Raw genomic sequence first — 22,669 nt, 5'->3', positions numbered from 1 at the left:
GCCGGGCCACCGACACGGCAGCCTGCCCGCTGGGGTCCGCGTCCTGTCGATGCCATCGTCCATCCGTCGGTTGTTCACGTCGAACACTGCGGTGACGGGTGTGTGGTCGCTCCAGCGCTCCGCGTGGGACGCGGCGCGTTCGACGTAGGCCTCGACGGCCTCAGCGGTGAAATTCTCTGTGGGAACAACACCGGATCGACTTCGTCAACGCAACCCCGCCGTACCTCCAGGTCCTGCTCCCACACGGGCTGTCGATCAATGGGGGACACCGTCCGGCAGTGGTCGTGGTGGGCGGCGGGGCCGTCCCCGAACGCCTGTGGACGGAACCGCGGGGAACCGACGGCGTGGCCTGCTTCACCTCCTACCGGCCTTCCGAGTGCACCGTCGACGCGGTGGTCACGTCGATCGCGTCGAGCCCGCGCCCGGTGATCGGCCGTCCGGTCGCGGGCAGCCGGCCGTACGTGCTGGACACCGCGCTCCACCCCGGTGCCCACCGGGGTGCCGGGCGAGCTGTACGTCGCCGGCGCGGGCGTCACCCGCGGCTGCCTCGACCGGCCGGGCCCGACCGCCGGGCGGTTCGTCGTCACCCCGCAGCAGATCCGGCATCCCGTCGTGCTGCCCGCCGACGATCCCGAACACAGCCGGAACTCCTTGACGAACCCCATGGAGACACCCCCGGGAAAAGGCGCGTCGCGCGGCCCGGGGTGATCGCCGCTGTCTCGCGACCGACGATTTTCGGCCACCGTATGCGCTGCGATTCGGGCACGTATCGGGTGAGTTCGACCGCCGGGACCGATCAGCGGTCAGCCCGTGGGATCACCGCGGTCCGCCGGGATCGTCGCGCGGCCCGCCCGCGACGGGGCTCCGGCCGGCCCTGGCAGCCCGTCACCGGAGGGCCGTCCCCCGCGGATCGTCTGCGCGGCGTCGTGCCGTGGCCGGATCAGCTATGTCATATGACCTGTGACATTGTTCTCTCCCTCGTTCGGTGGCAGGATGCACCCCTAATCCCCCTCGTTACGTCTGTTGTCCAGTCAGATCCCCCCACAGGAGAAGGACTTGACAGTGCGTCTGCGCATACCGATCCCCACCCTCATGGCCGTCGTCGCCACCGCCGCCACGGCCGCCGCCCTGCTGCCTGCCCCGGCTCTCGCCGCGTCCGGCCCGGTCACCGCCAAGTCGGCGACCGCGGCTGCCTCCGTCGTCCCGAAGCCGTTCGGCCCCGAGGTCTCCGCCGGCTCCGTCGACCCGGCCCCCGCCGCCGCCCCGCTGCCGCCCGCCCTGCTCGCCCAGACCACGATGGGCCAACCGGCAGGAACGGCCGTGCAGACCACGCCCCGCCCGGCCGACAGGAAAACGGCCCCGGCCAAGCCGGCCGCCGGTGCCCCACGCGCCGCCGGCGCGACAGCCGCTGCGGCCGCCGCCCAGAGCTGCGCGCTGGCCGACTTCGGCAGCCGAAGCGGCTCCGACCTGGTCTCCTTCGTCGAGAACTCGACCACCGACTGCGTCAACACGCTGTTCAACGTCACCGGCACCGACGCGGGCAGCATCTTCAAGCAGCAGCAGATGCTCCCCGTCGCCCGGGCCTTCCAGGACCTCGCGGCCGACTACGGCGGTGACGACTCCACCGGCATCTGGCAGTTGGTGCTCTTCCTGCGGGCCGGCTACTACGTCCAGTCCTACAACCCGGGCGCCGTCGGCACCTACGACGCCGCACTCTTCGACGCCACCAAAGCCGGTCTCGACGCCTTCTTCGCCAGCCGGCACTGGACCGACGTCAACGACGCCAACGGCCCCGTGCTCTACGACGTGCTGGTCCTGACCGACAGCGCCAACCTGCAGAGCAAGTACCTGAACGTCTACAAGCAGGTGCTGAACGGCTACAGCAACTCCTACAACGCCTACCCGAAGATGGTGAAGGCGGTCAACGCCGCCCTGTTCGCGCCGTTGTGGCGGGCCAACTGGAGCCCGGACTACGTCAACGCGGTCAGCGCCGACCCGAGCATCGTCAACACCCTGAGCAGCTTCGCACTCAACCACAAGGACCTGCTCGGCGGGCCGAACGCCTTCCTCGACGTCAACGCGGGAAACGACCTGGCCCGGATGACCGGTGACAACGCCACCATCGAGGCCGTGGCCAAGCCCCTGGTGAAGGCGGTGCTGGACTCCGCCCGGATCACCGGCGCCACCGGCCCGCTGTACGTGCACACGGCCTTCCAGGCGGACCAGTACGACGGCACCCAGTGCTCGTACTACGACACCTGCAACCTGCCCGCGAAGCTGACCGCGGCGGTGCTGCCGAACACCCTGGTCTGCGACAACCGCACCATCGAGACCGAAGCCCTCTCGGCCGCCGACCTGGCCGCCGTCTGCGCCAGCCTGCGGGGGGAGGACACCTTCTTCCACAAGCTGGTCAAGGACAACGGCCCGGTCCCCGGCCAGTACGACAAGACCATCACGCTCGCGGTCTTCGCCAACCAGGCCGACTACGTCAACTACTCCTGGGCGATCTTCGGCAACGGGACCGACAACGGCGGCCAGACCGTCATGGACCCGACGGACCCGGCCAACCAGGCCGTGTCGGTGATGTACCAGAAGTCGTGGAAGGACGGCTTCCCCGCGAACGTGTGGAACCTCAACCACGAGTACACGCACTACCTCGACGGCATCTACGACATGAAGGGCAACTTCGGCGCAGAGATCTCCGTTCCGGACATCTGGTGGATCGAAGGGGTCGCCGAGTACGAGTCCTACGCCTACCGCGGCACGACCGACACCCAGGCGATGGCCGAGGCGCCCAAGCACACCTACAAGCTCAGCACGATCTTCCAGAACACGTACGACAACTCGGACTCGACCCGCGTCTACCCGTGGGGCTACCTCTCCGTCCGGTACATGTTCGAGAAGCACCCGTCCGACGTCCAGAACATGCTCGGCCACTTCCGCACCGGTGACTTCCAGGGCGGCTACGCGGTCTACAACAGCATCGGCACCGCCTACGACGCCGACTTCGACGCCTGGCTCGACAGCTGCGCCGGCGGCGCCTGCTACGCGGCCGGTCCGACGGCCCTGTTCGCCCAGTCGGTGAGCGGCGCCACGGTCGGCCTGACCGACAGGTCCGTCGAGACCGCCAGCTCCGCCAAGATCACCTCGTGGAACTGGACCTTCGGCGACGGCACCTCGTCCGACGAGCGGAATCCGACCCACACCTATGCGGCCGCCGGTACCTACACCGTCGACCTGACCGTGACCGACAGCAGCGGCAAGACCGCCAGCACCCCGGCAGCGGTCACCGTGACAACCGGCGGGGCGCTGCCCGCCTGCACCGACGTACGCACCGACGCGATGGGCCAGAACTGCTCCCGGCCCAACCAGGCAGCGACCGCCGGCAGCCTGGACTACCTGTACGTCTACCTGCCGGCCGGCACCACCACGCTGAAGGTCTCCACCTCCGGCGGCACCGGCACCGCGTACCTGTACTACGACCCGGACACCTGGGCGTCGCCGAGCGCCTTCACCGCCTCGTCCACCGGCTCCGGCACCACCCAGAGCATCACCGTCACCAACACCACGGCCGGCTACCGCTACCTCAGCCTCTACGCCGACACCGACTTCAGCGGCGTCACGGTCAGTACCCAGTTCTGAGTCCCGGGTTCCGACCCGGTTTCACGCCGGGCAGTCACGGCCAGGGCGCTCCGCCGCCCCGTGACTGCCCGGCAGTCGTTCTCCGCGCAGAACGGGCCGTACTCGCCGATCGGCAGGTACGGCCCGATGAATTCCCGATCCTCGTCCGTCAGTTGCACTCGCGTCGTGAAAGCAGACCCACCGGTCCCGGCCCCGCCGAGAGGGCGAATCCCGCAGATCGATCACGATTCCCGGTGACTTCACCGGGGGAGGCCGACCCGCCCGGTGCTGTGGACGGTCGCCCGGGAGATTTCGGCAGCCACCGAGGCCGCACGGGCGTGAACCCCGTCGACCGCGAGGCGCACGTGGTCGCCGTCGAGGACCTCCGCAACGACATGCCGCCGGGAGGTCACCGCCGGCCACGTTCTCGCAGCCGCTCCAGCAGGCCACTCATATCGGTTCGCCTATTCAGGTCCATGGGGATGTGCGGACGCCCGGATTTCACCAACGGGTGTATCGGGTCCGACCGAATACGGGTCTGGCGTGCTTCTTGACTTGGATCCTGTCAATCGTAGGATCGAGTTTGGTGACAGCCAAGGGATGGTAATTCCCCGGTTCGGCAGGAGAGAGGCGTGACGGCCACCGCCGAGGAGCTGCACGGTGCCGGCCTGCGGGTGGCGGGCGCCCGCATCGCGCTGCTCCCGACCGTCCGGGACGGTGACCACCTCGGCTGCGAGGCGATCGTCTCCGGGGCGGTCGGTCGCGCGGGCCGCATCCCCCTTCGAGCCGTGTGTGAGGCCCCCCACGCGCTCCCCGCCGCGGACTCGCCCGCCGGACCGAACCACCCGGCAGCCCGGCCCGGTGCGGAGGGAGCGTCGGGGACGACCACGTCGTGTGCCGGCCGGGCGCCGTGGCCACCGACGTCGACCGCGGCGTCGGCAGAGCCCCTGCCCGACCGAGTCCGACGACCACGGCTCCGTGATCGACGAGGCCGGGGTCATCCATCGGGGCCCGTGCCCCGACCGTTCCACCGTCCGCAGTTCCTTAGCATCGTGATCCGCCAGGTCCGGAAGGATTCCCATGTCTGAGAACCATGACGCAATCGTCGTAGACGCCAAGACCGAGGGCGGAGGCGGCTGCCCGGTCGCGCACGAGCGCGCCCCGCACCCGACCCAGGGCGGCGGAAACCGCCAGTGGTGGCCCGAACGGCTCAACCTGAAGATCCTCGCCAAGAACCCGGCCGTGGCCAACCCCCTCGGCGAGGAGTTCGACTACGCCGAGGCATTCAAGACCCTCGACCTCCCGACGGTGAAGCGGGACATCGCGGAGGCGCTGACCACCTCGCACGACTGGTGGCCCGCGGACTTCGGCCACTACGGCCCGCTCATCATCCGGATGGCATGGCACAGCTCGGGCACCTACCGGATCAGCGACGGCCGCGGCGGCGGCGGGGCCGGCCAGCAGCGCTTCGCCCCCATCAACAGCTGGCCGGACAACGTGAGCCTGGACAAGGCCCGCCGCCTGCTGTGGCCGGTCAAGAAGCAGTACGGCCGGAGCCTCTCGTGGGCCGACCTGATGATCCTCGCCGGCAACGTCGCCCTGGAGTCGATGGGCTTCAAGACCTTCGGCTTCGGCGGCGGCCGTGCGGACGTCTGGGAGCCCGACGAGGACGTCTACTGGGGTCCCGAGACCACCTGGCTCGGCGACGAGCGCTACAGCGGCGACCGGGAGCTGGAGGACCCCTTCGGCGCGGTCCAGATGGGGCTCATCTACGTCAACCCCGAGGGCCCGAACGGCAACCCGGACCCGATCGCCGCGGCCCGCGACATCCGCGAGACGTTCCGCCGGATGGCGATGAACGACGAGGAGACGGTCGCCCTGATCGCAGGAGGCCACACCTTCGGCAAGACCCACGGCGCGGGACCGGCGGAGAGCGTCGGCCCCGACCCCGAGGCCGCCCCGATGGAGCAGCAGGGCCTCGGCTGGAAGAACTCCTTCGGCACCGGCAAGGGTGGCGACGCGATCACCAGCGGTCTCGAGGGCATCTGGACGAGCACCCCGATCACGTGGGACAACAGCTTCTTCGACACCCTGTTCGGCTACGAGTGGGAGCTGTTCAAGAGCCCCGCCGGTGCCAACCAGTGGCGACCGAAGGACGGGGCCGGGGCCGGTACCGTGCCCGACGCCCACGACGCTTCCAAGAGCCACGCCCCGACCATGCTGACGACCGACCTCTCGCTCAGGACCGATCCGGTCTACGAGCGGATCTCCCGGCACTTCCACGAGAACCCGGCCGAGTTCGCCGACGCCTTCGCCCGCGCCTGGTTCAAGCTGACCCACCGCGACATGGGCCCGGTCGTGCGCTACCTCGGCCCGGAGGTCCCGACCGAGCCGCTGCTGTGGCAGGACCCGCTGCCCGCGGTGACGCACCGGCTCGTCGACGCCGAGGACATCGCCCACCTCAAGAGCCGGATCCTCGCCTCGGACCTGTCGGTGTCCCAGCTCGTGTCCGCCGCGTGGGCGTCGGCCTCCTCCTTCCGCGGCAGCGACAAGCGCGGCGGTGCCAACGGCGCACGCATCCGGCTGCAGCCGCAGAGCGGGTGGGAGGTCAACGAACCCGACCAGCTGGCGACGGTGCTGCGCACCCTGACGGGGATCCAGGAGGCCTTCAACGAGGCCCGGAGCGGTGGCACGCAGGTCTCGCTCGCCGACCTGATCGTGCTCGCCGGCGCCGCCGCCGTCGAGCGGGCCGCCAAGGACGCCGGCTTCGACGTCGAGGTCCCCTTCACGCCGGGTCGCGTGGACGCGTCGCAGGAGCAGACCGACGTGGAGTCGTTCGCCGCGCTCGAGCCGAAGGCCGACGGGTTCCGGAACTACCTCGGGAAGGGCAACCGCCTGTCGGCCGAGTACCTGCTGATCGACCGGGCGAACCTGCTGACGCTGAGCGCCCCCGAGCTGACGGTCCTCGTCGGTGGCCTGCGAGTCCTGGGCGCGAACCACCAGCAGTCGCCGCTCGGCGTCTTCACCGCGACCCCCGGTTCGCTGACCAACGACTTCTTCGTCAACCTGCTCGACATGGGCACGACGTGGGAGGCGACGTCCGAGGACGCGAACACGTTCGAGGGTCGCGACGCGGCCACGGGCGAGGTCAAGTGGACCGGCAGCCGTGTCGACCTCGTTTTCGGGTCCAACTCCGAGCTGCGCGCGCTCGCGGAGGTCTACGCGAGCGATGACGCGAAGGAGAAGTTCGTGAACGATTTCGTCGCGGCGTGGACCAAGGTGATGAACCTCGACCGGTTCGACCTGGTCTGATCGTGACGTCCAGGTCGGCCCGCGCCGGCCGGCCTGGACGTCCGGCGTGCGCTCCGGAGCCGGGCCGGCCTCGCCGACCACGAACTCCCCACCACCGTGCTCGCTGCTGGCCCCCACCCTGGCGGCGACGGTCCGGCCGCCCGGATCCCACGGATCGGTGCCGCAGCCGGACACCCCGTCAGTCCCACCCTCGCCCGACTGCGCTACCCGGCCAACTCGGCCGGTCCGCACAGCCGGTGCACGTCAGCGAGAATCCCGGCGTGCTCGCCCTCGCCGTTGGGCGCTTCGGCCCGCACTGTCCGGCGGTTGACTGCACCTCAGGCCGGCCCGACCTGGACGACTCGGCAGGCCGCCCACGGGGACGTGGACGGCAGGACTCGGCTTGACGGAGGGGGAGTTCGAGAGCGCGAGCCGCGTCAGGGGGAGATGACAGGGTGTTCGACGAGCGCCGGAGTTGTCGCCAGTGGTTTCCGTCGATGGCTCGATCGGGTACTGGAGTGTCTCCGACCTGGTGGGGCACTTCACGGCTACCAGCGCCGCTGTGCGGCGCGAGTCCGTTCGGATGCCCTTCGCGGGCGCGCTGATCTCGTACTCCTGCGGCGGCGGTGGTACCCCACTGCGGATGCCCGATCACGGAACATTGGCCAAAATGGGCTACAGGACATCCGACAGCGGTGCGCGGACGGCAGCCGGGCACGAGTGACCGGCGACACGGTCCGTGTGCCACATGACCGGCTGCACGGTCCCGACCCCCGATCCCTCCTGGAATTTCCGTACCGACAACTCGGTTCCGGCTCCGGACTGTCGGAATGACCAGCCGGTCCACCCGGCGGGCCGTTTCGCTCGGACCGGTTCCCCCGCGACGCAAGGCCGCGACATCGCGGACACGACATGGCGGACACGACATGGCGGACGCGACATCGCGGACGCGACATCGCCGACACGAGATCGCAGCCAGAGCCACCGACGCCCGCAACCCCCGGTCGGAGAAGGAGAGGCGTCATGGAAAGCGACAGGAACACCCGACAGCGCACGCGGCGCCTGCGGCACCCGGAGCCGGGCTCGCACCGACCGCTCCCGCAGGCACCGACGCCGGACGACGCGGCCGTGCCCTCCTCGACCCTGCCTTCCCCGGCCGTGCCTTCGCCGGCCCGGTCGGATCAGGGTGCGCGCTCCGTGCTCGCGCGGCTGCTGGGAAGCAGGCGCAGCAGGCTGGCGACGGCCCTGGCCGTCGTCCTGGCGAGTGCTGTCATGACGGGCGGCGCGGCGCGCTCGGACACCGCTTCCTCCGACGTTCCCCAGTACCAGCAGCAGCTGGGCAACGACTGCGAGGCTGCGGCCCTGCGCATGGTGCTGGCCGCGCGGGGCGTGCTGGTCGGGGACCAGGACGTGCTCGCGCGGATCGGGACGGACCTGGTGCACTACCAGGCAGGAGTCTCCGGTCCGCAGGCCGGGGATCCGTTCCGGGCCTTCGTGGGGGACGCCGACGGTTCGGAGGCGGCCGGCACCGGCTTCGGGGTGTACTACCCGCCCGTCGCCCAGGCCGCGCAGTCCTACGGTCTGTCCTTGGACGCGGCGGGACAGGGGATTTCCCCCGACCGGTTGCGCGCGGAGGTGTCCGCGGGGCATCCGGCGGTCGTCTGGGTCGACTACAACTGGCGCTCCCTGGCGGCGAGCTCGTACACCGCCTACGACGGCCGGCAGGTGCCCTACGCCGGGCCGTCCGAGCACAGCGTGGTCGTCGCCGCGGTCGGCGACGGGCAGGTCCTGGTCAACGACCCGGCCCGAGGGCAGTCTTGGATGAGCGATGCCACCTTCGACGCGGGGTACGCGACCTACGGGAACATGGCGGTCATCGTCGAGTGACGCCCGTCGCGGCGTAGTTGTTGCGGGGCCGGGCGTCCACCACGGCAGGCACCGGCACCGTCCGGTCGCCCGTCAGGCCAACCACCCTCAACCACCCTCGAGCGCCTGACGGGCGACGCCGGACGAGCCCGCCGACACCACCGAGAGGTGCTCACGTGTTCACGGTTACCCTTCAGGTCATGATTCCTGATCACATTGCCGCGCTGCGCGCCAAGGTCGGTAGCGAGGTCGTCCTCCAGATCCCCGGGATCAATGCCGTGGTGGTCGGCCCGGAGGGGGTGTTGCTCCAGAGGAGTGCCGAGACCCTGGAATGGTCCCTGCTGAGCGGGATCCTGGATCCCGGGGAGGAGCCTGCCGCCGGCGTCGTGCGGGAGGTGTACGAGGAGACCGGTGTGTGGGTGGTTCCGGAGCGACTGGCGGCGGTGACCGTCTCGGGCGTGGTCACGCACAAGAACGGCGATCAGGCCCAGTACCTGGAGCTCGTGTTCCGCTGTCGGCCGGTGTCCGGTGAGGCGCGCGTGAACGACGACGAGTCGCTGGAGGTGGCCTGGTTCCCCGTGGACGCGCTGCCGGCGATGGCGGCCCGGATGCGGGAGAGGATCGACCTGGCGCTGAAGAACGAGCCGGAGGCCTGGTTCAGGGCTGTCGAGGTTCCGGCGGTGTGAGGGGACGAGCGATCATCGACGCCCCGGAGCGGGCCGACACCCACGCCTGGACCACCGACTGTGGACCCGGGTGGCCGTGGCCTTCGGTACGACGGACTCGCCGTCCGTCATGAGGCGACGGTGCTGGTCGCACCCGTCAACGAGCGGCTGTGACCAGCACCGTCGCCGTCGAGCCCAGTCCCGCACCACGGACCACACGGCCGCACCGTGTGGCACCTCCGGAATGTCACGGTAGACGTCCACCAGCTCCGGGATCACACCGCTGGCCTCGAACCCCTCGATCCACGCGGCACGGACGCTCTCGTCCGCCGTGGTGCAGATGGCGACGGCCTCCCCGGCGAGTTCCGCCATCTCCGTCGTCTTCGGGTGCAGTTGCGCCCGGACCCAGGCAACGTCCTCGCGCCGCTCGATGGCACGGAGGCCCCCGGCCCCCGGGCCCCGGCCCTTGGCCCTTGGCCCTTGGCCCTTGGACCGGCAGGGCCGACAGGGCCGGCAGGGCCGACAGGTCCGGTCACCGGCACGAGAACGGTTCCTGGGGCCCGCGCACCGCACCCGGAGGGAGGGCCTTCGCGACGACGGCCCGGAACGCGGCACGAGCCGTTCGATGGACCGGGGGCGTGCTGGGCTCAGGAGAGCCAGTCGGCGTAGCGGGTGGGGGAGAGGTGAGCGTCCTTGTCGGTGAGGACGTCGCCCCTGACGGCGGCGAACATGCCGGCGGTGGGGTCGGTGACGACGGTACGGTTGTCGCCCTTGTGGGACAGGGTGATCCGGCCCAGCTCGTCCAGGGGGAAGATCTCGGGGCCGGCGATGTTGCGAATGCCGTTCAGCGGAGTTCCCGCTGCGACCTCGGCCACCGCGGCGGCCACGTCCTTGGAGGCGATCGGCTGGATCGGCGTGGCGGGCAACCGGACGGTGTCGCCGTCGGAGGTCCAGGACAGGACGGCGTCCATGAAATCCATGAACTGCGTTGCCCGGACGATCGAGTAGGGGATCGGCCCGGCCGCGAGGATGTTCTCCTGGAGGACCTTGGCCCGGTAGTAGTCCAGCTCCGGCACCTGGTCCGCACCGACGATCGAGAGGATGACGAAGTGGCCGACGCCGCCCTTCAGGGCTGCCGCCAGAAGGTTGTCCATCGAGGTCTGGAAGAAGGCGGGGGAGGCTTCGTCGAAGGTCGGGGAGTTCGTCAGGTTGACGACGACGTCGGCTCCCGCCACCGCCTCGGGCAGTCCCCGGCCGCTGATGACGTCGACCCCGGTGGAGTGCGAGTGCGGTACCGCCTGGTGCCCGGCGGCGTTCAGGTTCTTGACGACCTGTGACCCGATCAGCCCGGTACCGCCGATGACTGCGAACTTCATGTCATGCCTTTCGTCGCGAGTTTGTCCGGAATATGGCATATGAGCCCTCGTGTGGGCGTGTCACCTGCCGTGGTGGCGGTGGACCTCACGCAGTGGTCCGTGTCCGGGGACGAGTGCGTCCGGGGTGCCGCCGGCGCCCGGGAGCCCGACCGCTGCACGGTGCCGTCGGACCCGGGAGGACGAAGCGGCGGCCTACCTGTGGGGTGGGTCGCCGCTTCTGCTGTCCGCTCCGTGTCAGGCGGCGCCCGCAGTGGGGTTGCTGCCGCGCTCGTCCGCCGCCACGACGGGCCGGGCGGCCTCGAACTTCCCCTGTCCGCGCGGCTCGACGCACCGCGTTCGTCTCGCAGGAGAAGGCCCACAGGAGAAGGCCCGCGAAGTACACCCGTGGAGGGAGGACCGCAGCAGAAGGCCGTGTGCCGCTCGCCTGCTCCTGAGCTGCTCAGTGCAGGACGTCGAGTTCGTTGTCCGCGTCGTTGACGAAGAAGACCGCGTCGCGGTCCAGGTCCACCGCGAGGCCGAAGAGTGCACCCGCGCCCGCCGGGCTGCCACTGGAGTTGATCTGCTTGACCGCCACCTGGTCGCCCTTGGGCGTGGTCTCCACGATGTTGCCGTCCCCGCCGTTGACCGTCAGGATGTCGCCGCCAGGTGCGAGAGCCATGCCGAGCGGTCCGTTCAGATTCTTGCCCGAGCTGATGACGCGCCCGATGCCGTCGCTGTTCTTCCGGGTCAGCGCACGGGGGATGGCCGTGATCCGGCTCCGGACGGTGTCCGCGACGAAGAGCGTTCCCTCATGGTCGAGGGCGACGCCGGTCGGGCCGACCACCAGGGCCGCCGGGTCGGTGCGCTCGGGGAAGCCGGAGCCGATCACGGTGGTGGCCACCCGGCGCGGCGGCTTGTCGCCCTCGTCGCACAGGGTGATCCGCAGCACCGTCCCCTTGTCGACCTCGTTGCCGCCGCCGGCGACCGTGCCGTTCAGCACGTTGGTCACGAACAGTTCGCTCTTGCCGTCGTGGCTGACGGCGGTCATGTCCCACGGGCCGTTGATGCCGTCACCCGAGATCGTCTCGCGTACCGTGCCGTGACTGTCGAGGACCAGCAGGCAGCCGGCCTGGGCGGTGTCCGAGGTGCCGTCCGTGGTGGGCAGGCTGCCGACCACGACCCAGCCGCCGGGAAGGACCGTGAGCGCGGTGGTCAGTCCGACCCCGCCCGGGCACGGTCCCGGCAGGTTGTTCGGGTCGATTGTGGCGAACGTGGTCATCGCCCCGTTCGGGCTGATCTGGACCAGGGTGGTACCCAGGCCCTGCTGGCCGCTCGGTGGCACCGAGTTGTTGAAGTTGCTGACCAGGACGTTGCCCCGGTGCAGATCGCCGACGCTCTTCTGGATCACGAACGTGCCGTACGGGTTCTGGTCACCGTTGGCCGGGACCGTGGACGCGACGAACGACACCGTGTTCAGGCGGTTCAGGAACGGCTCACGGCTGCCTCCGGTGTCAGTGGCCCCGGCCGGGGTCGCGGTGGCCGTGAGACCGACGGCCAGCGTTGCCGCAGCCAGTGCGCTCGAACATGCCCGAAACCTCATGTACTGCCTCCTGAAGGATGGGGCCGGCGCCGCCGGACAGGGCGCCCTGGCCCGCGAGAATGGCGCAGAGTTGCCCCCCAGGACGCCACGTTAGGTTCGGGCGGCCCCCGTGCGCTCGGCAGCATCCGCCATAGGTTGATCACACCGCGTCACGACCCCGGCGCCCGTGCCGGCCGCTTCGGCCGTTGGGCTCCCGACAATCTCGGGCAGCACCGCGGGCGGACGTGCCGGCCTGCCCGGGAACGCTGCGGGCGAGCCGACCCGCCGGGGTGCAGGTCGGAGTCGGGCGCGCCTGCGCCGGACGACAACTGAGGCCGCTCCGGCCCGAGGCCGGCCTGCCGGTTCACCTGGGCCGGGCTGTCGAGCCCGTCGACCTCCCGCCCGTTTCTTCCGCTCCGACGCCTCGCAGGGCATGCTCGACCGGTCGCCCTTCACGGCCGGCAGGACCGAGCCGGCGTCAACCCGCTTGTCCTGCAAGGCTTTTTCCGTGCCACCGTTCAGAAGGAGCACATGATGGCACCGACCGCCAGGCAGCTCGTGATCAGTCCCCATCCGGACCTCCCGCTGACGCTGCGCGAGGCGGGCGAGGGGGCCGCCGTGCTCAACGTGACGCCCTCCGCGCCGGTCGAGGAAGCGGCGCCCCGTCGGCAACCGGGCAGGGGCGTGGAGCGCTGGTGAGTGCCGAGCGGCCACCGCCGGCGCGCCGGACCGGGCCCTCGCAGCCGGCCCCGGCGGTCGCCTGTCAGCCCCGCAGGAAGGTCGCGACGGTCCGGCTGAAGGCGAGCGGGTCGTCGAGCCACGGGTAGTGGCCGGCGCCCGGCTGGACGATCAGCTCGGCCCGGGGGAACAGTCCGGCGACGGTGGCGGCGACGCGCGGAAGCGGACCGCCGTCCAGCTCGCCGGCGAGCAGCAGGACCCGGGCGTCCAACTCGGCGACGGCGGCCCGGGCCAGGGGAGGAGCGAAGGCGCCTTCGCTCGCGTAGACCTCGCCGGCCTCGAAGTTGGTCTGTTCGGAGCCGGACGCGGCGTGCGCCTGCGCGGCCGCGTCCCAACGACCGTAGAAGAACGGGTCGATGGCGTCCCACTCGGCGTCGGTGGCGGTGCCGGCCAGGACGGCTTCGTAGGCGTCGCGCGCGGCCCCGAACCACGGCTCGCCCGCGCGCAGGGCGGCCGCCTCCCGGCGGTGCTCTGCGGTGAAGTCGACCCCGAGGGCGCGGGCGCGGGCGGTGACCAGCGTCAGGGTCCGGACGCGCTGCGGGTGGCGGGCGGCGTAGAGGATCGCGAGATCGCCGGCGGCGGAGTGCGCGAGGACGTCGACCCGGTCCAGCCCGAGGTGGTCGCGGAGGGCTTCGACGTCGTCGACCTGCCGGTCGCAGCGGTACGTCGCCGGGTCGGCGGGGATCCCGGAGGTGCCGGTGCCCCGGAGGTCGAGCACGACCAGCAGGCGGTGCCTCGACAGGCCGCCGAGGTCGCCGAGGTAGGCGGAGGCGCGCATGGGCCCACCGGGAAGGACGAGCAGTGGCTCGCCCTCACCCACGAGACGGTGGACGAGCTCGGTTCCGTCGGGAGCGGTGAACGTCGGCATGGCGCCATCATGGTGATCACCAGGTGGAAGCGACAACCGGTTTACCCTCCGCGCCGCATCCGTGCCGGAGGGGCGCGGCAAGGGCGACTTGGGCGCGCCTCGGTGCAGGGGCTGGGTCCGGGGCGGAGCGGAGTGGGCCCAGCGCGGTGCGGTCGACCGGGTGTTCACCTACCGCTTCGCGTACGGCGTCGGCGAGCACAGCGACACCAGGTACGGCGAGCGCTTCGGCGAAGGCACCCTTGCGGGCCGGAGGGCTCTGCTGTCGGTGACCGCCGGCGGCCCGGAGTCGCACTACGCCGCTCGCGGGATCAACGGCCCCATCGACGATCTGCTGTTCCCGATCCACCACGGCATCCTCTACTACCCGGGCATCGAGGTGCTGCCGCCGTTCGTGCTGTACGGCACCGACCGGATGACCGGCGAGGACTACCCGGACGTCGCCAGGGCCTGGGAGCAGCGCCTGCTCACCCTGGAGTCGACCGAGCCGATCGCGTTCCGGCGGCAGAACTTCGGTGACTACGAGATCCCCTCGCTGCACCTGAAGGGGGGACTGGAGCCCGCGGGCCGCACGGGTTTCGGGCTGCACGTGCGCGGCTGAGCGCGCCGGCGCCGGACGGGACGGGTGCGTGCGGCAGCCCGGCGCGGAGTGTGAGGCCGGTCACGGTCCGCCCGGTGTCTACTACCGAACGGCGTAGGTGCGTTCGTGCTGCTCCGGTGGCCGCGGGGGCGCTCGCACCGGGGCCCTGCTACGGCCGGGTGTCGTATCCGGGCACGGTTGTCACGGGTCGGGAACTGCTGACAATGAGCTGGTCATACCGCTCCGCCGGCCCCACACCGGAGGGCGGGCTCCCTCGATGCGGGTGCACGAGCAGGGCTTCCTTTCGATGGTGCTGCGGGCTCCTGCGGCACCAGGAGGCGTCCCGCACGCACGGAAGACAGGTGCCCATGTCCGGTTTCATCCCACTCGCCGGGACGGCGGTCGTCGGCGCGGTGGCCACCGTAGCCGACCGTGTCATGGCGTTCCTGGACTACTTCGCCGGTGTCCTCACCCTGCTCTCGCTGACCGCCGCGGTCGTGTGCGGGCTCGCCGCCACCGACCGCCTGGTGCTGACGCCCCGGTCGCGCGTGGCGACCCAGTCGGTGCACCGGGCCACCGCCGTGGCGGCGCTCGGCTTCCTGACCGTCCACGTCGCGGTGAAGGTCGCCGAGCGGCACGCCGCCGCGCAGACCGCGGTGCTGCCCTTCACCGGGGGCGCGGCGTTCGCGGTGACGCTGGGCACCGTCGCCGCCGACCTGCTGGTGCTGGCTGCCGCCACCGGCGCGATCCGGGGGCGCTTCGCGGGCAGTCGCCGCCCGTGGCTGTGGCGGGTGCTGCACGCGACCGCGTACGCCTGCTGGCCGATCGCGCTGGCCCACGGGCTGACCGCCGGGCGGCAGGCGCACGCCTGGGTGCTCTGGGGGTACGGCCTGTGCGCGGCCGCGGTCGCTCTCGCACTGCTGGTCCGCGCCCTCGGCGCGGTCGGCCGCCGGACGGCCACGGCCCGGCACCGGCGCGGCTCGAAGGCCTACCGGCCCGCCGCCCAGCGCCCGGCCGCGCTCGCAGCCCTCTCCACACCGTCCGTACGGCCCTGGGGAACCCGTCCGATCGCCTGGGCCGACCCGTCTTCGGCGACCAGCACCGCACCGCGCGGCTCGCAGACCGGCGGCAGGCAGTCCCGGCAGCCCGGCCCCACGGCACCCCAGGTCCCCAGGCCACTGCGGGTGGCCGAGCCGGGGGGCGGCCGGTGAGCGCCGCACTGGAGCTGCCGGAGGTCCGCTGGCTGGGGTCGGCCCGGCTGACGGCAGGACTGGACCGTCACCAGCGGCTGGACCTCGCCGCGCACAGCCGCGTCCACCCGCCGCTCGCCGACCGGACCAGGGCGAACCTGCTGGAGCTGGCCGAGGACGTCGACCTGCGCGGTCGCGGCGGCGCCGGTTTCCCCTTCGCCCGCAAGGCCAGGGCCACCCTGGCCGGCGCCGACCGGAGCGGGGCGCGCCCGGTCATCGTGGTGAACGGCGCGGAGGGGGAGCCGCCGAGCGCCAAGGACGCGATGCTGCTCGCCCGCGCGCCGCACCTCGTCCTGGACGGTGCCTGCCTCGCCGCCGTGGCCTTCGGGGCCGAGGAGATCGTGATCGGCGTCGCGGCGGGGAGCCCCGGTGAGATCTCGGTGCCGGCCGCCCTGGCCGAGCGCGACCTGCCCTGCCCGGCCCGGACGGTGTGCCTGCCCGAGCGGTTCGTCTCCGGCGAGTCCGGGGCCCTGATCCGCGGCGTCAACGGTCAGCCGGCGCTGCCCCCGGCGGTGAAGGCCCGTGCGGCCGACGGCGGAGCGGGAGGGGTACGGCAGCGGCCGACGCTGCTGTCCAACGCCGAGACCTGGGCGCAGCTCGCCGTCGCCGCCCAGCTGGGCCCGGAGGCGTACGCCGCCGTCGGCACCGCCGCCGAGCCCGGCACGGTGCTGCTCACGGTCAACCGGGTGGGGACGGGGCCGCTCGTGGTCGAGGTCCCGGCCGGCACCCGACTGGGCCCGGTACTGGACGCCTGCGCGATCCCGCCGGGCGACGGCGTCCTGGTGGGCGGCTACCACGGAACCTGGCTGCACCCGGTGGACGCCGCCGGTGCGCAGCTCTCGCGCGCCGGTCTGGCCGCGCTCGGCGGCACGCTCGGAGCCGGCGCGATCGCCGTGCTCCCCGCCGACACCTGCGCGCTCGGCGAGGTGGCACTGGTCGCCGCCTGGCTGGCGGCCGAGTCGGCCGGGCAGTGCGGGCCCTGCAAGCGCGGGCTGCCCGACGCGGCCGAGGCGTTCGCCGCACTGGCCGCCGGCCAGCCGTCGGCGCTGGAGCAGGCCCGAAGCGCCCTCGGCGCGGCGAAGGGCGGCGGTGCCTGCTCGCACCCCGACGGCACCGCACGCTTCGTGCTGAGCGCGCTCGACGTGTTCGCCCCGGACGTCGACGCCCACCTGTCGGGCCCCGGCTGCGGACGGCCGGTGCGCGGTGTGCTGCCGCTTCCGCGAGCGGAGGGCGCGCGGCTGGAAGTGGACTGGTCGCGCTGCTCCGGCCACGGCCTGTGCGCCGTACTGGCCCCCGGTCTGGTCCGCCTCGGCCCGCACGGCTACCCGTCGTCGTCCTCCGTGCCCGTCGCCCGCTGGCAGGAACACGGCGCCCGGCGCGCCGTGAACCAGTGCCCCGCGCTCGCCCTGCGGATGCGCCCGGGCGGCTGACGTTCGCAGACCGCGCCGTCCTCGCCGCCGGTCACCACCACGCCGGCCGGCGTGCCGGGGTCGCCCGGTGGCCGAGGGCGAACGCGCGGCTCGTCGTCCCGGTGCGCCCGAGCCGGAGCCGGCTCACCGCCGGCGCCGCTCGGCTGTGCCGGCTGCCCCGGCTCCGCGCTGCTCGTGGAGGGCCTGCCAGATCCTGTCGCGCAGGAAGGGTGCCTCGGTGAAGCGGATCCCGGTGGCGTCGCGCAGCGCGTTGGCGAACGCGGGCGGAACGGGGTTGAACGGGCTCTCGCTCATCGACTTGGCGCCCAGTGGTCCGATGGCGTCGGAGGTCTCGGAGAAGTGGACCTCGGTGCGCGGTACGTCGGCGTACGCGGGCAGCCGGTAGCGGCGGAAGGCGGCGGTGGTGACCTCGCCGCGTTCGTTCACGAGGACCTGTTCGAAGAGGGTCGCGCCGAGGGCCTGGGCGACGCCGCCCTCGACCTGGCCGCGGCACTGCAGGGGGTTCATGACCTTGCCGGCGTCGGCCCCGTGGACGCTGCGCAGGATCCTGGTCTCGCCGCTGTCCGGGTCGACGGCGACCCTGAACCACTGCGAGTTGAAGGCCACCGAGCGCGGCGAGCCGCCCCAGTGCCCGTCGGCCGTGAGCTCGACTCCCTTGCCGTGCGCGGCCGCGAAGATCTCCTTGAGGGCCACCGGCCGCCCCTCGCACTCGACCGCGTCGGCGGTGAGCCGCAGCAGGCTGCGCGGTGTGCGGGCGTACTCGGCGGTGAAGGAGAGGATCTGCTCGGCAAGCGCGTTGGCGGCCTTCATCACGGCCTTGCCCGCCACCACGGTGCCCGCGGAGCCGAAGGCGCCGGTGTCGTGCCTGACGACGTCGGTGTCGGACTGCCGGACGGCGATGCGGTCCACCGTGGTGCCGAGCGCGCCGGCGGTGATCTGCTTGTGCACGGTGGTGGTGCCGTTGCCGAACTCCGCGGTGCCGACGGCGATGTCGTACGTGCCGTCCTCCAGCAGCTTGACCGTGGCGTCCGCGAAGTGGCCGCCGGGCGGCCCGGTGGCGATGGCCGCCATGGCGAAGCCCTGCCCGACCAGCCAGCCCTCGGGCGCCAGTTCGGCGCTGCGGTCCTCGGCGAGGGCCTTGCGCACCACCTGGAGGCACTGGTCGAGGCCGTAGCTGGCGATGTGCAGGTCCTCCTCCTCGCCCAGGGGGCCCTCCATGTGCTCGCCGGGGCCGATGATGTTCCGCTCGCGGAGGACCAGCGGATCGATGCCGAGCCGGCGGGCCAGCTCGTCCATCGCCGATTCCAGGGCGAAGGTGACCTGGCCGAGCCCGTAGCCGCGGAAGGCCCCGGCGGGAACGCAGTTGGTGTACACGGAGTACGCGTTCACCTTCTTGTTCGGCGCCCGGTACACGCCCATCGACTCGCCGACGCTGTGGAACATCACCGCGGGGCCGTGGTTGCCGTACGCGCCGGTGTTGGCGACCACCCGGAACTGGAGCGCGGTCAGGGTGCCGTCGCTCCTGGCACCGATCTTCACCGTGATCCTGAACGGGTGCCGGGTGGTGGCGCCGTAGAACTGCTCGGGGCGGGTGAACTCCAGCTTGACCGGCCGGTGCAGTCTGAGGGCGGCGAGTACGACGATGTCCTCGGTGAGCATCTCCTGCTTGCCGCCGAACCCGCCGCCGACCCGGCCCGCGACCACCCTGACCCGTTCCATCGGCAGGTCGTACAGATCGCAGAGCGCGCGCCGGGTCAGGAACGGCACCTGGGTGCTGGAGCGGACGACGATCCGCTCCTCGCCGGTCTCGCTGCCGTCCTCCCCGAGGGTCTTCTCGAAGTAGGCGACGCAGCCGTGCGTCTCCAGGCTGGCGTGCTGCACCCGCTGGGTCCGGAAGGTCTCCTCGTACACGGCGTCGGCCTCGGCGAAGCCCTCCTCGACGCTGCCCAGCTCGCCGTGCACCTCGCCGCAGACGTTGTTCCCGGCGCGGGCGATGCGCGACTCCGGCCCCTTCGGGTGGATCACCGGTGCGCCGGGCAACATCGCCAGCTCCGGGTCGATGACGTACGGGAGTTGCTCGTACTCGACGACGACCCGTCGGCAGCCCTCCTCGGCGGCGCCCTCACTGTCCGCGACCACCGCCGCGACCCGCTGGCCGACGAAGCGGACGACGTCGTCCAGCACGCGGGTGTCGTCCGGGTCCTCGGTGGGGTGCTCGTGCCGGGCGGAGGAGTACAGCCTGTCCGGAGCGTCGTGGTGGGTGAACACGGCGTGGACGCCGGCCACGCGCAGGGCGGCGGAGGTGTCGATGGAGACGATCCGGGCGTGCGGGTGGGGGGAGCGCAGCAGCTTCATGTGCAGCAGGCCGTCGACCTCGATGTCGAAGGTGTAGCGGGCGGTGCCGGTGACGACCTGCGGTCCGGCCGGTGCGCCCGGGCTGCGGCCGACGGCCTGCCCGGCGCACGGCTCCTCGGTGTGCCTGACCCCGCGGATGGCGTCCTCGATGGCGCGGTAGCCGGTGCAGCGGCACAGGTTGCCCTTCAGGGACCTCGGCAGGTCGGCGAGTTGCTCCTCGTCCAGGGCCGATGAGGTCATCAGGAAGCCGGCCGTGCAGAAGCCGCACTGGAAGCCCTGCGCGTCCAGGAACCTCTGCTGCATCGGGTGGAGTTCGCCGTCCCTGGCAAGGCCCTCGACGGTGGTCACCGCGCGGCCCCCGGCGCGGACCGCCGGGTAGAGGCAGCTGTGCACGGGTTCGCCGTCGACGTGCACGGTGCAGGCACCGCAGTCCCCGGCGTCGCAGCCCTTCTTCACCCCGAACCAGCCGCGGTCGCGCAGGTAGGTGCGCAGGCACTGGCCCGGACGGGGCTCGGCGTCGAAGTCCTCGTCGTTGACGCGGATCGAGAAGCTCATCGTCCGGCCCCCTCGGTCAGTTCGCGGCGGATCTCCTCGGCGAAGCGGAACGTCATGTGCCGCCGCCAGGCGGGGAGTCCGTGGATGTCGTCGAAGTACTCGTCCGGTCGGACGGCGTACTCGACCGCCTCCTTGACCGCCGCCGCGTTCGGCGGCACCGCGAACCGCAGCTGGACGGGCCGCACCGTCGAGGCGGTCACGGTGATGGCCAGTTCGCCGTCGACCGGATCGTGCGTGCCGATCACCAGCGCAGCGGAGCGGCCCAGTCCGTACAGCGACGCCTGCCGGAAGGCGGTCCGGGTCGCCAGCGCGCGAGCCGGCAGGGCGATCGAGCGCAGCAGCTCGCCGGGTCGCAGGTCCTTGACACCGGCGCCGACGACGAAGTCCTTGACCGGCACCCTGCGTACCACGCCCGAGGGGGCCTGGAGGCGACAGACGCCGTCGAGGGCCGCGGTGAGGGAGATCATCGGGCCGGCGGGCAGGCCGTTGCACAGGTTGCCGCCGACGGTTGCCGTGTTCCAGATCTTCCACGAGGCGAGGAAGGCCCGGCAGCACTGCTCGAACAGCGGCGCCGCCGTCCAGTCCGCACTCCGCGCGAACCGGGACAGCTGGGCGATCGTGCAGGTCGCGGCGATCTCCAGATCCCCGGCCGCGGTCACCTGCAGTGGCTGCCAGCCCATCCGGCTCAGGTCGATCAGCCGGCGGATGTGGGGCTGGGGTTCGGAGAACAGGTACGTCCCGCCGCCCAGCCAGGCGTCACCGGGCCGCCACGTGTCGCGACGCCGCGCGTCACGCACCTCCACCACCGTGTTCAGATCCACGACACACCACCGTCCTCGACAGCTCGATACGAGGATTGAAGCAACGCGGACCGACCGGAACGAGTGGGTTGGTGCACCAGTCTCCCGCCTGCCGGTGGGGTGATCATCCAATGCGCGAGCCGGGATGCTGATGACCTGCACCTGCGGTGAAGCCCGTCGAACCCTCCTTGCCTGCGCGGGCTGGATGCGGCTTCCAGGTGGGCGGCTGCGGCCACGCCTGGCGCGACGACGTCCGCTCCTGCCCGGCGTCGCGGGTTACGCCTGCCCCGGCGTCGCGGGTCGCTCCTGCCCGGACTGCCTTTCGGTCGGCCCTCCGGTCGGCTGTCCAAGGGTTCGTCAGGCCGGCCGGAAGCGGACAGCGTGCGACGGACACGGGTCGAACTGGCTGGCAGGGGCCTTCGGCAAGCCTCATCTTCCCAGTGCAGAAGGCACTTTCGCGTTTCCGCTCATGATCCGGACACCACAGGGACCTGCCCGAGGTCACCGGACCCGGCGAGGTCACCGGACCCGGCGAGGTCACCGGACCCGCAACACCGCTGCCGCCGTTGCGCCCTGTGCACCTGCAAGGATCGCTTGCTCCGTTCGGGGGCAGCGCCGTGCTCCCGGGGAGCGACGGCTCCGGCATGGCGTGACGTGCCATGCACCGGCCATCGGGATCATCAATTTCGGTCGAATACGCAGCCTGCGCCCGGCGGAAGGGCCGCATCCCGACCCACGGTGGGATCGCACCGACGGGGAACCGGTCGGAGAACTCACTCGGAGACTGCCGGGCCGGCATCGCACACCTCCAGAGAAAAGGGACACACGAATGAAGTACGGCTTCAGAGGCCTGTCCGCAGTGACCGGGGCGGTGGTCGCCGGGGTTCTCCTCGCCTCGCCCGCGGTCGCCCAGAGCAGCACGGACACCATGATTCGGGCCGGCGCCGCCACTTCCGGACTCCGCCCCGGCACCTCGGCGGACCCCAAGGGCGGCAACGGGGGCAGCAGGCACTGTCACCGGGAAGAGCGTGCCTTCAGCGCCGACGTCGTGGACTACGGAGATTTCTCGGACACCGAGTTCCGCCTGGCGACGGACGGCAGAGGCGGAGCCTTCCTCAACGACAGCCGGAACCCGGGAGTATGGGTGGACGTCGACGTCATCCCCGGCGCCCCGAGGTGCGTGACCGAAACCGACCTGTCCGCCACCGAGAGCGGTGCGAACATCCCCAACAAGCTCTTCCTCAACGTGCAGACCGACGAGGGCTCCATCTACCGGGCCGTGTGCGACATCACCGCGACGCCGTTCAACGCGTCGAACCTGGCGGCTGCCTGCGGCTCGGGGTTCGCCCTGGTCCCGGGTACCCCCGTGTGACAGCCCTCCGCGTGCCGGCCCCGGTTCTTCTCCCCGGGGCCGGCACACCTCGTCACCGATCTCCGCCTGCGGTGTGCAACGTGCCGCACCAGCACGAGAAGAGGCGGCGTCAAGCCGTCACGGGGCATGGCTGGCGACCCGGACACGACTGAACAGGGTCGCGAACGCCACCCCCACCGCGCCAGGGGGCAGTCAACTGCTCTTCTGCTGAGAGCGCTTGCCGAGCAACAGGATCCCCAGCAGGCCGTAGGCACCCCAGACGCTCATGACGACCTTGCCGAGCGTGCTCTGAAACGCGTGACCGGGGTTCGTACCAGATGCTCGATCTGGTGCGGCGTCGACGGTGG

At 71.7% G+C, this 22,669-nt stretch carries 15 protein-coding genes and 4 pseudogenes; 12 read left to right on the top strand and 7 right to left on the bottom strand.

Translation table 11 applies throughout. The annotated features are described in order from the left end of the window. Positions 1-78 precede the first annotated feature (78 nt). Positions 79-165 (bottom strand): annotated as a pseudogene (locus ACFC1R_RS24915) (exodeoxyribonuclease III); the annotation flags it as partial. A gap of 333 nt (positions 166-498) precedes the next feature. On the opposite strand from ACFC1R_RS24915, the gene ACFC1R_RS24910 reads away from it, so the two are divergent. Together ACFC1R_RS24910 and ACFC1R_RS24905 are read left to right on the top strand one after the other, a co-directional pair. Continuing rightward, entirely contained in the window at positions 499-708 is a 210-nt protein-coding gene (locus ACFC1R_RS24910; protein WP_375942105.1) for a hypothetical protein, read from the top strand. Positions 709-1,062: 354 nt separating this feature from the next. Further along, positions 1,063-3,642 carry a collagenase gene (locus tag ACFC1R_RS24905; RefSeq protein WP_375942123.1) on the top strand — a complete coding sequence of 860 codons (2,580 nt, stop codon included), beginning with the start codon at positions 1,063-1,065 and terminating at the stop codon, positions 3,640-3,642. Between the two features lie 263 nt (positions 3,643-3,905). On the opposite strand, the pseudogene ACFC1R_RS24900 reads toward ACFC1R_RS24905, so the two are convergent. Further along, positions 3,906-4,075: pseudogene (locus tag ACFC1R_RS24900) on the bottom strand (transcriptional repressor); the annotation flags it as partial. A gap of 178 nt (positions 4,076-4,253) precedes the next feature. Here ACFC1R_RS24900 and ACFC1R_RS24895 point away from each other — a divergent pair. The 5 genes and pseudogenes from ACFC1R_RS24895 to ACFC1R_RS24875 all read left to right on the top strand — a co-directional run bounded on the left by ACFC1R_RS24895 (position 4,254) and on the right by ACFC1R_RS24875 (position 9,464). Beyond that, positions 4,254-4,677: pseudogene (locus ACFC1R_RS24895) on the top strand (transcriptional repressor). A 24-nt stretch (positions 4,678-4,701) separates the two neighbouring features. Next, positions 4,702-6,933: a catalase/peroxidase HPI gene (katG, locus tag ACFC1R_RS24890; protein WP_375942103.1), complete on the top strand. Its 2,232-nt coding sequence runs from the start codon at positions 4,702-4,704 to the stop codon at positions 6,931-6,933. Continuing rightward, entirely contained in the window at positions 6,891-7,319 is a 429-nt protein-coding gene (locus ACFC1R_RS24885; protein WP_375942101.1) for a DUF2399 domain-containing protein, read from the top strand. The genes katG and ACFC1R_RS24885 overlap by 43 nt, the downstream gene beginning before the upstream one ends. A 616-nt stretch (positions 7,320-7,935) precedes the next feature. Beyond that, positions 7,936-8,799, top strand: coding sequence for a C39 family peptidase (locus ACFC1R_RS24880; RefSeq protein WP_375942099.1), 864 nt, complete (start codon positions 7,936-7,938; stop codon positions 8,797-8,799). 179 nt (positions 8,800-8,978) lie between these two features. Next, positions 8,979-9,464 carry an NUDIX domain-containing protein gene (locus ACFC1R_RS24875; protein ID WP_375942097.1) on the top strand — a complete coding sequence of 162 codons (486 nt, stop codon included), beginning with the start codon at positions 8,979-8,981 and terminating at the stop codon, positions 9,462-9,464. A 626-nt stretch (positions 9,465-10,090) separates the two neighbouring features. Here ACFC1R_RS24875 and ACFC1R_RS24870 read toward each other — a convergent pair. Further along, the gene (locus tag ACFC1R_RS24870) at positions 10,091-10,819 is read right to left on the bottom strand and encodes an SDR family oxidoreductase (protein ID WP_375942095.1); all 729 of its coding nucleotides are present in this window, start codon (positions 10,817-10,819) and stop codon (positions 10,091-10,093) included. Positions 10,820-11,258: 439 nt separating this feature from the next. After that, positions 11,259-12,398, bottom strand: a complete 1,140-nt coding sequence (locus tag ACFC1R_RS24865; RefSeq protein WP_375942094.1) for a hypothetical protein — start codon at positions 12,396-12,398, stop codon at positions 11,259-11,261. A gap of 510 nt (positions 12,399-12,908) precedes the next feature. On the opposite strand from ACFC1R_RS24865, the gene ACFC1R_RS24860 reads away from it, so the two are divergent. Continuing rightward, positions 12,909-13,076 (top strand): hypothetical protein, encoded by a 168-nt coding sequence (locus tag ACFC1R_RS24860; RefSeq protein ID WP_375942092.1) that lies wholly within the window; start codon positions 12,909-12,911, stop codon positions 13,074-13,076. Between the two features lie 64 nt (positions 13,077-13,140). Here ACFC1R_RS24860 and ACFC1R_RS24855 read toward each other — a convergent pair whose 3' ends face one another. Then, positions 13,141-13,983, bottom strand: coding sequence for an alpha/beta fold hydrolase (locus tag ACFC1R_RS24855; RefSeq protein ID WP_375942090.1), 843 nt, complete (start codon positions 13,981-13,983; stop codon positions 13,141-13,143). A 142-nt stretch (positions 13,984-14,125) separates the two neighbouring features. Here ACFC1R_RS24855 and ACFC1R_RS24850 point away from each other — a divergent pair. The 3 genes and pseudogenes from ACFC1R_RS24850 to ACFC1R_RS24840 all read left to right on the top strand — a co-directional run. Further along, positions 14,126-14,581 (top strand): annotated as a pseudogene (locus ACFC1R_RS24850) (NAD(P)H-dependent oxidoreductase); the annotation flags it as partial. A 347-nt stretch (positions 14,582-14,928) separates the two neighbouring features. Further along, complete coding sequence (locus ACFC1R_RS24845) at positions 14,929-15,771, top strand: hypothetical protein (RefSeq protein ID WP_375942088.1); 843 nt, start codon at positions 14,929-14,931, stop codon at positions 15,769-15,771. Further along, positions 15,768-17,240 (top strand): NADH-ubiquinone oxidoreductase-F iron-sulfur binding region domain-containing protein, encoded by a 1,473-nt coding sequence (locus tag ACFC1R_RS24840; protein WP_375942086.1) that lies wholly within the window; start codon positions 15,768-15,770, stop codon positions 17,238-17,240. The genes ACFC1R_RS24845 and ACFC1R_RS24840 overlap by 4 nt, the downstream gene beginning before the upstream one ends. Before the next feature lie 123 nt (positions 17,241-17,363). Here ACFC1R_RS24840 and ACFC1R_RS24835 read toward each other — a convergent pair whose 3' ends face one another. Both ACFC1R_RS24835 and ACFC1R_RS24830 read right to left on the bottom strand, forming a co-directional pair. Continuing rightward, positions 17,364-20,150, bottom strand: a complete 2,787-nt coding sequence (locus ACFC1R_RS24835) for a molybdopterin-dependent oxidoreductase (protein WP_375942084.1) — start codon at positions 20,148-20,150, stop codon at positions 17,364-17,366. Beyond that, a complete protein-coding gene (locus tag ACFC1R_RS24830) occupies positions 20,147-20,971 on the bottom strand; it encodes an FAD binding domain-containing protein (RefSeq protein WP_375942082.1) in 825 nt (274 codons plus the stop codon). Before ACFC1R_RS24830 ends, ACFC1R_RS24835 begins: the two co-directional genes overlap by 4 nt. Positions 20,972-21,779: 808 nt before the next feature. Here ACFC1R_RS24830 and ACFC1R_RS24825 point away from each other — a divergent pair. Beyond that, the gene (locus ACFC1R_RS24825; RefSeq protein ID WP_375942081.1) at positions 21,780-22,322 is read left to right on the top strand and encodes a hypothetical protein; all 543 of its coding nucleotides are present in this window, start codon (positions 21,780-21,782) and stop codon (positions 22,320-22,322) included. Positions 22,323-22,669 lie beyond the last annotated feature (347 nt).

Source organism: Kitasatospora sp. NPDC056138 (assembly GCF_042264695.1).
GTDB lineage: Bacteria > Actinomycetota > Actinomycetes > Streptomycetales > Streptomycetaceae > Kitasatospora.
Note: the sequence above shows the minus strand (reverse complement) of the source record. Positions and strands in the feature narration are given on the sequence as shown.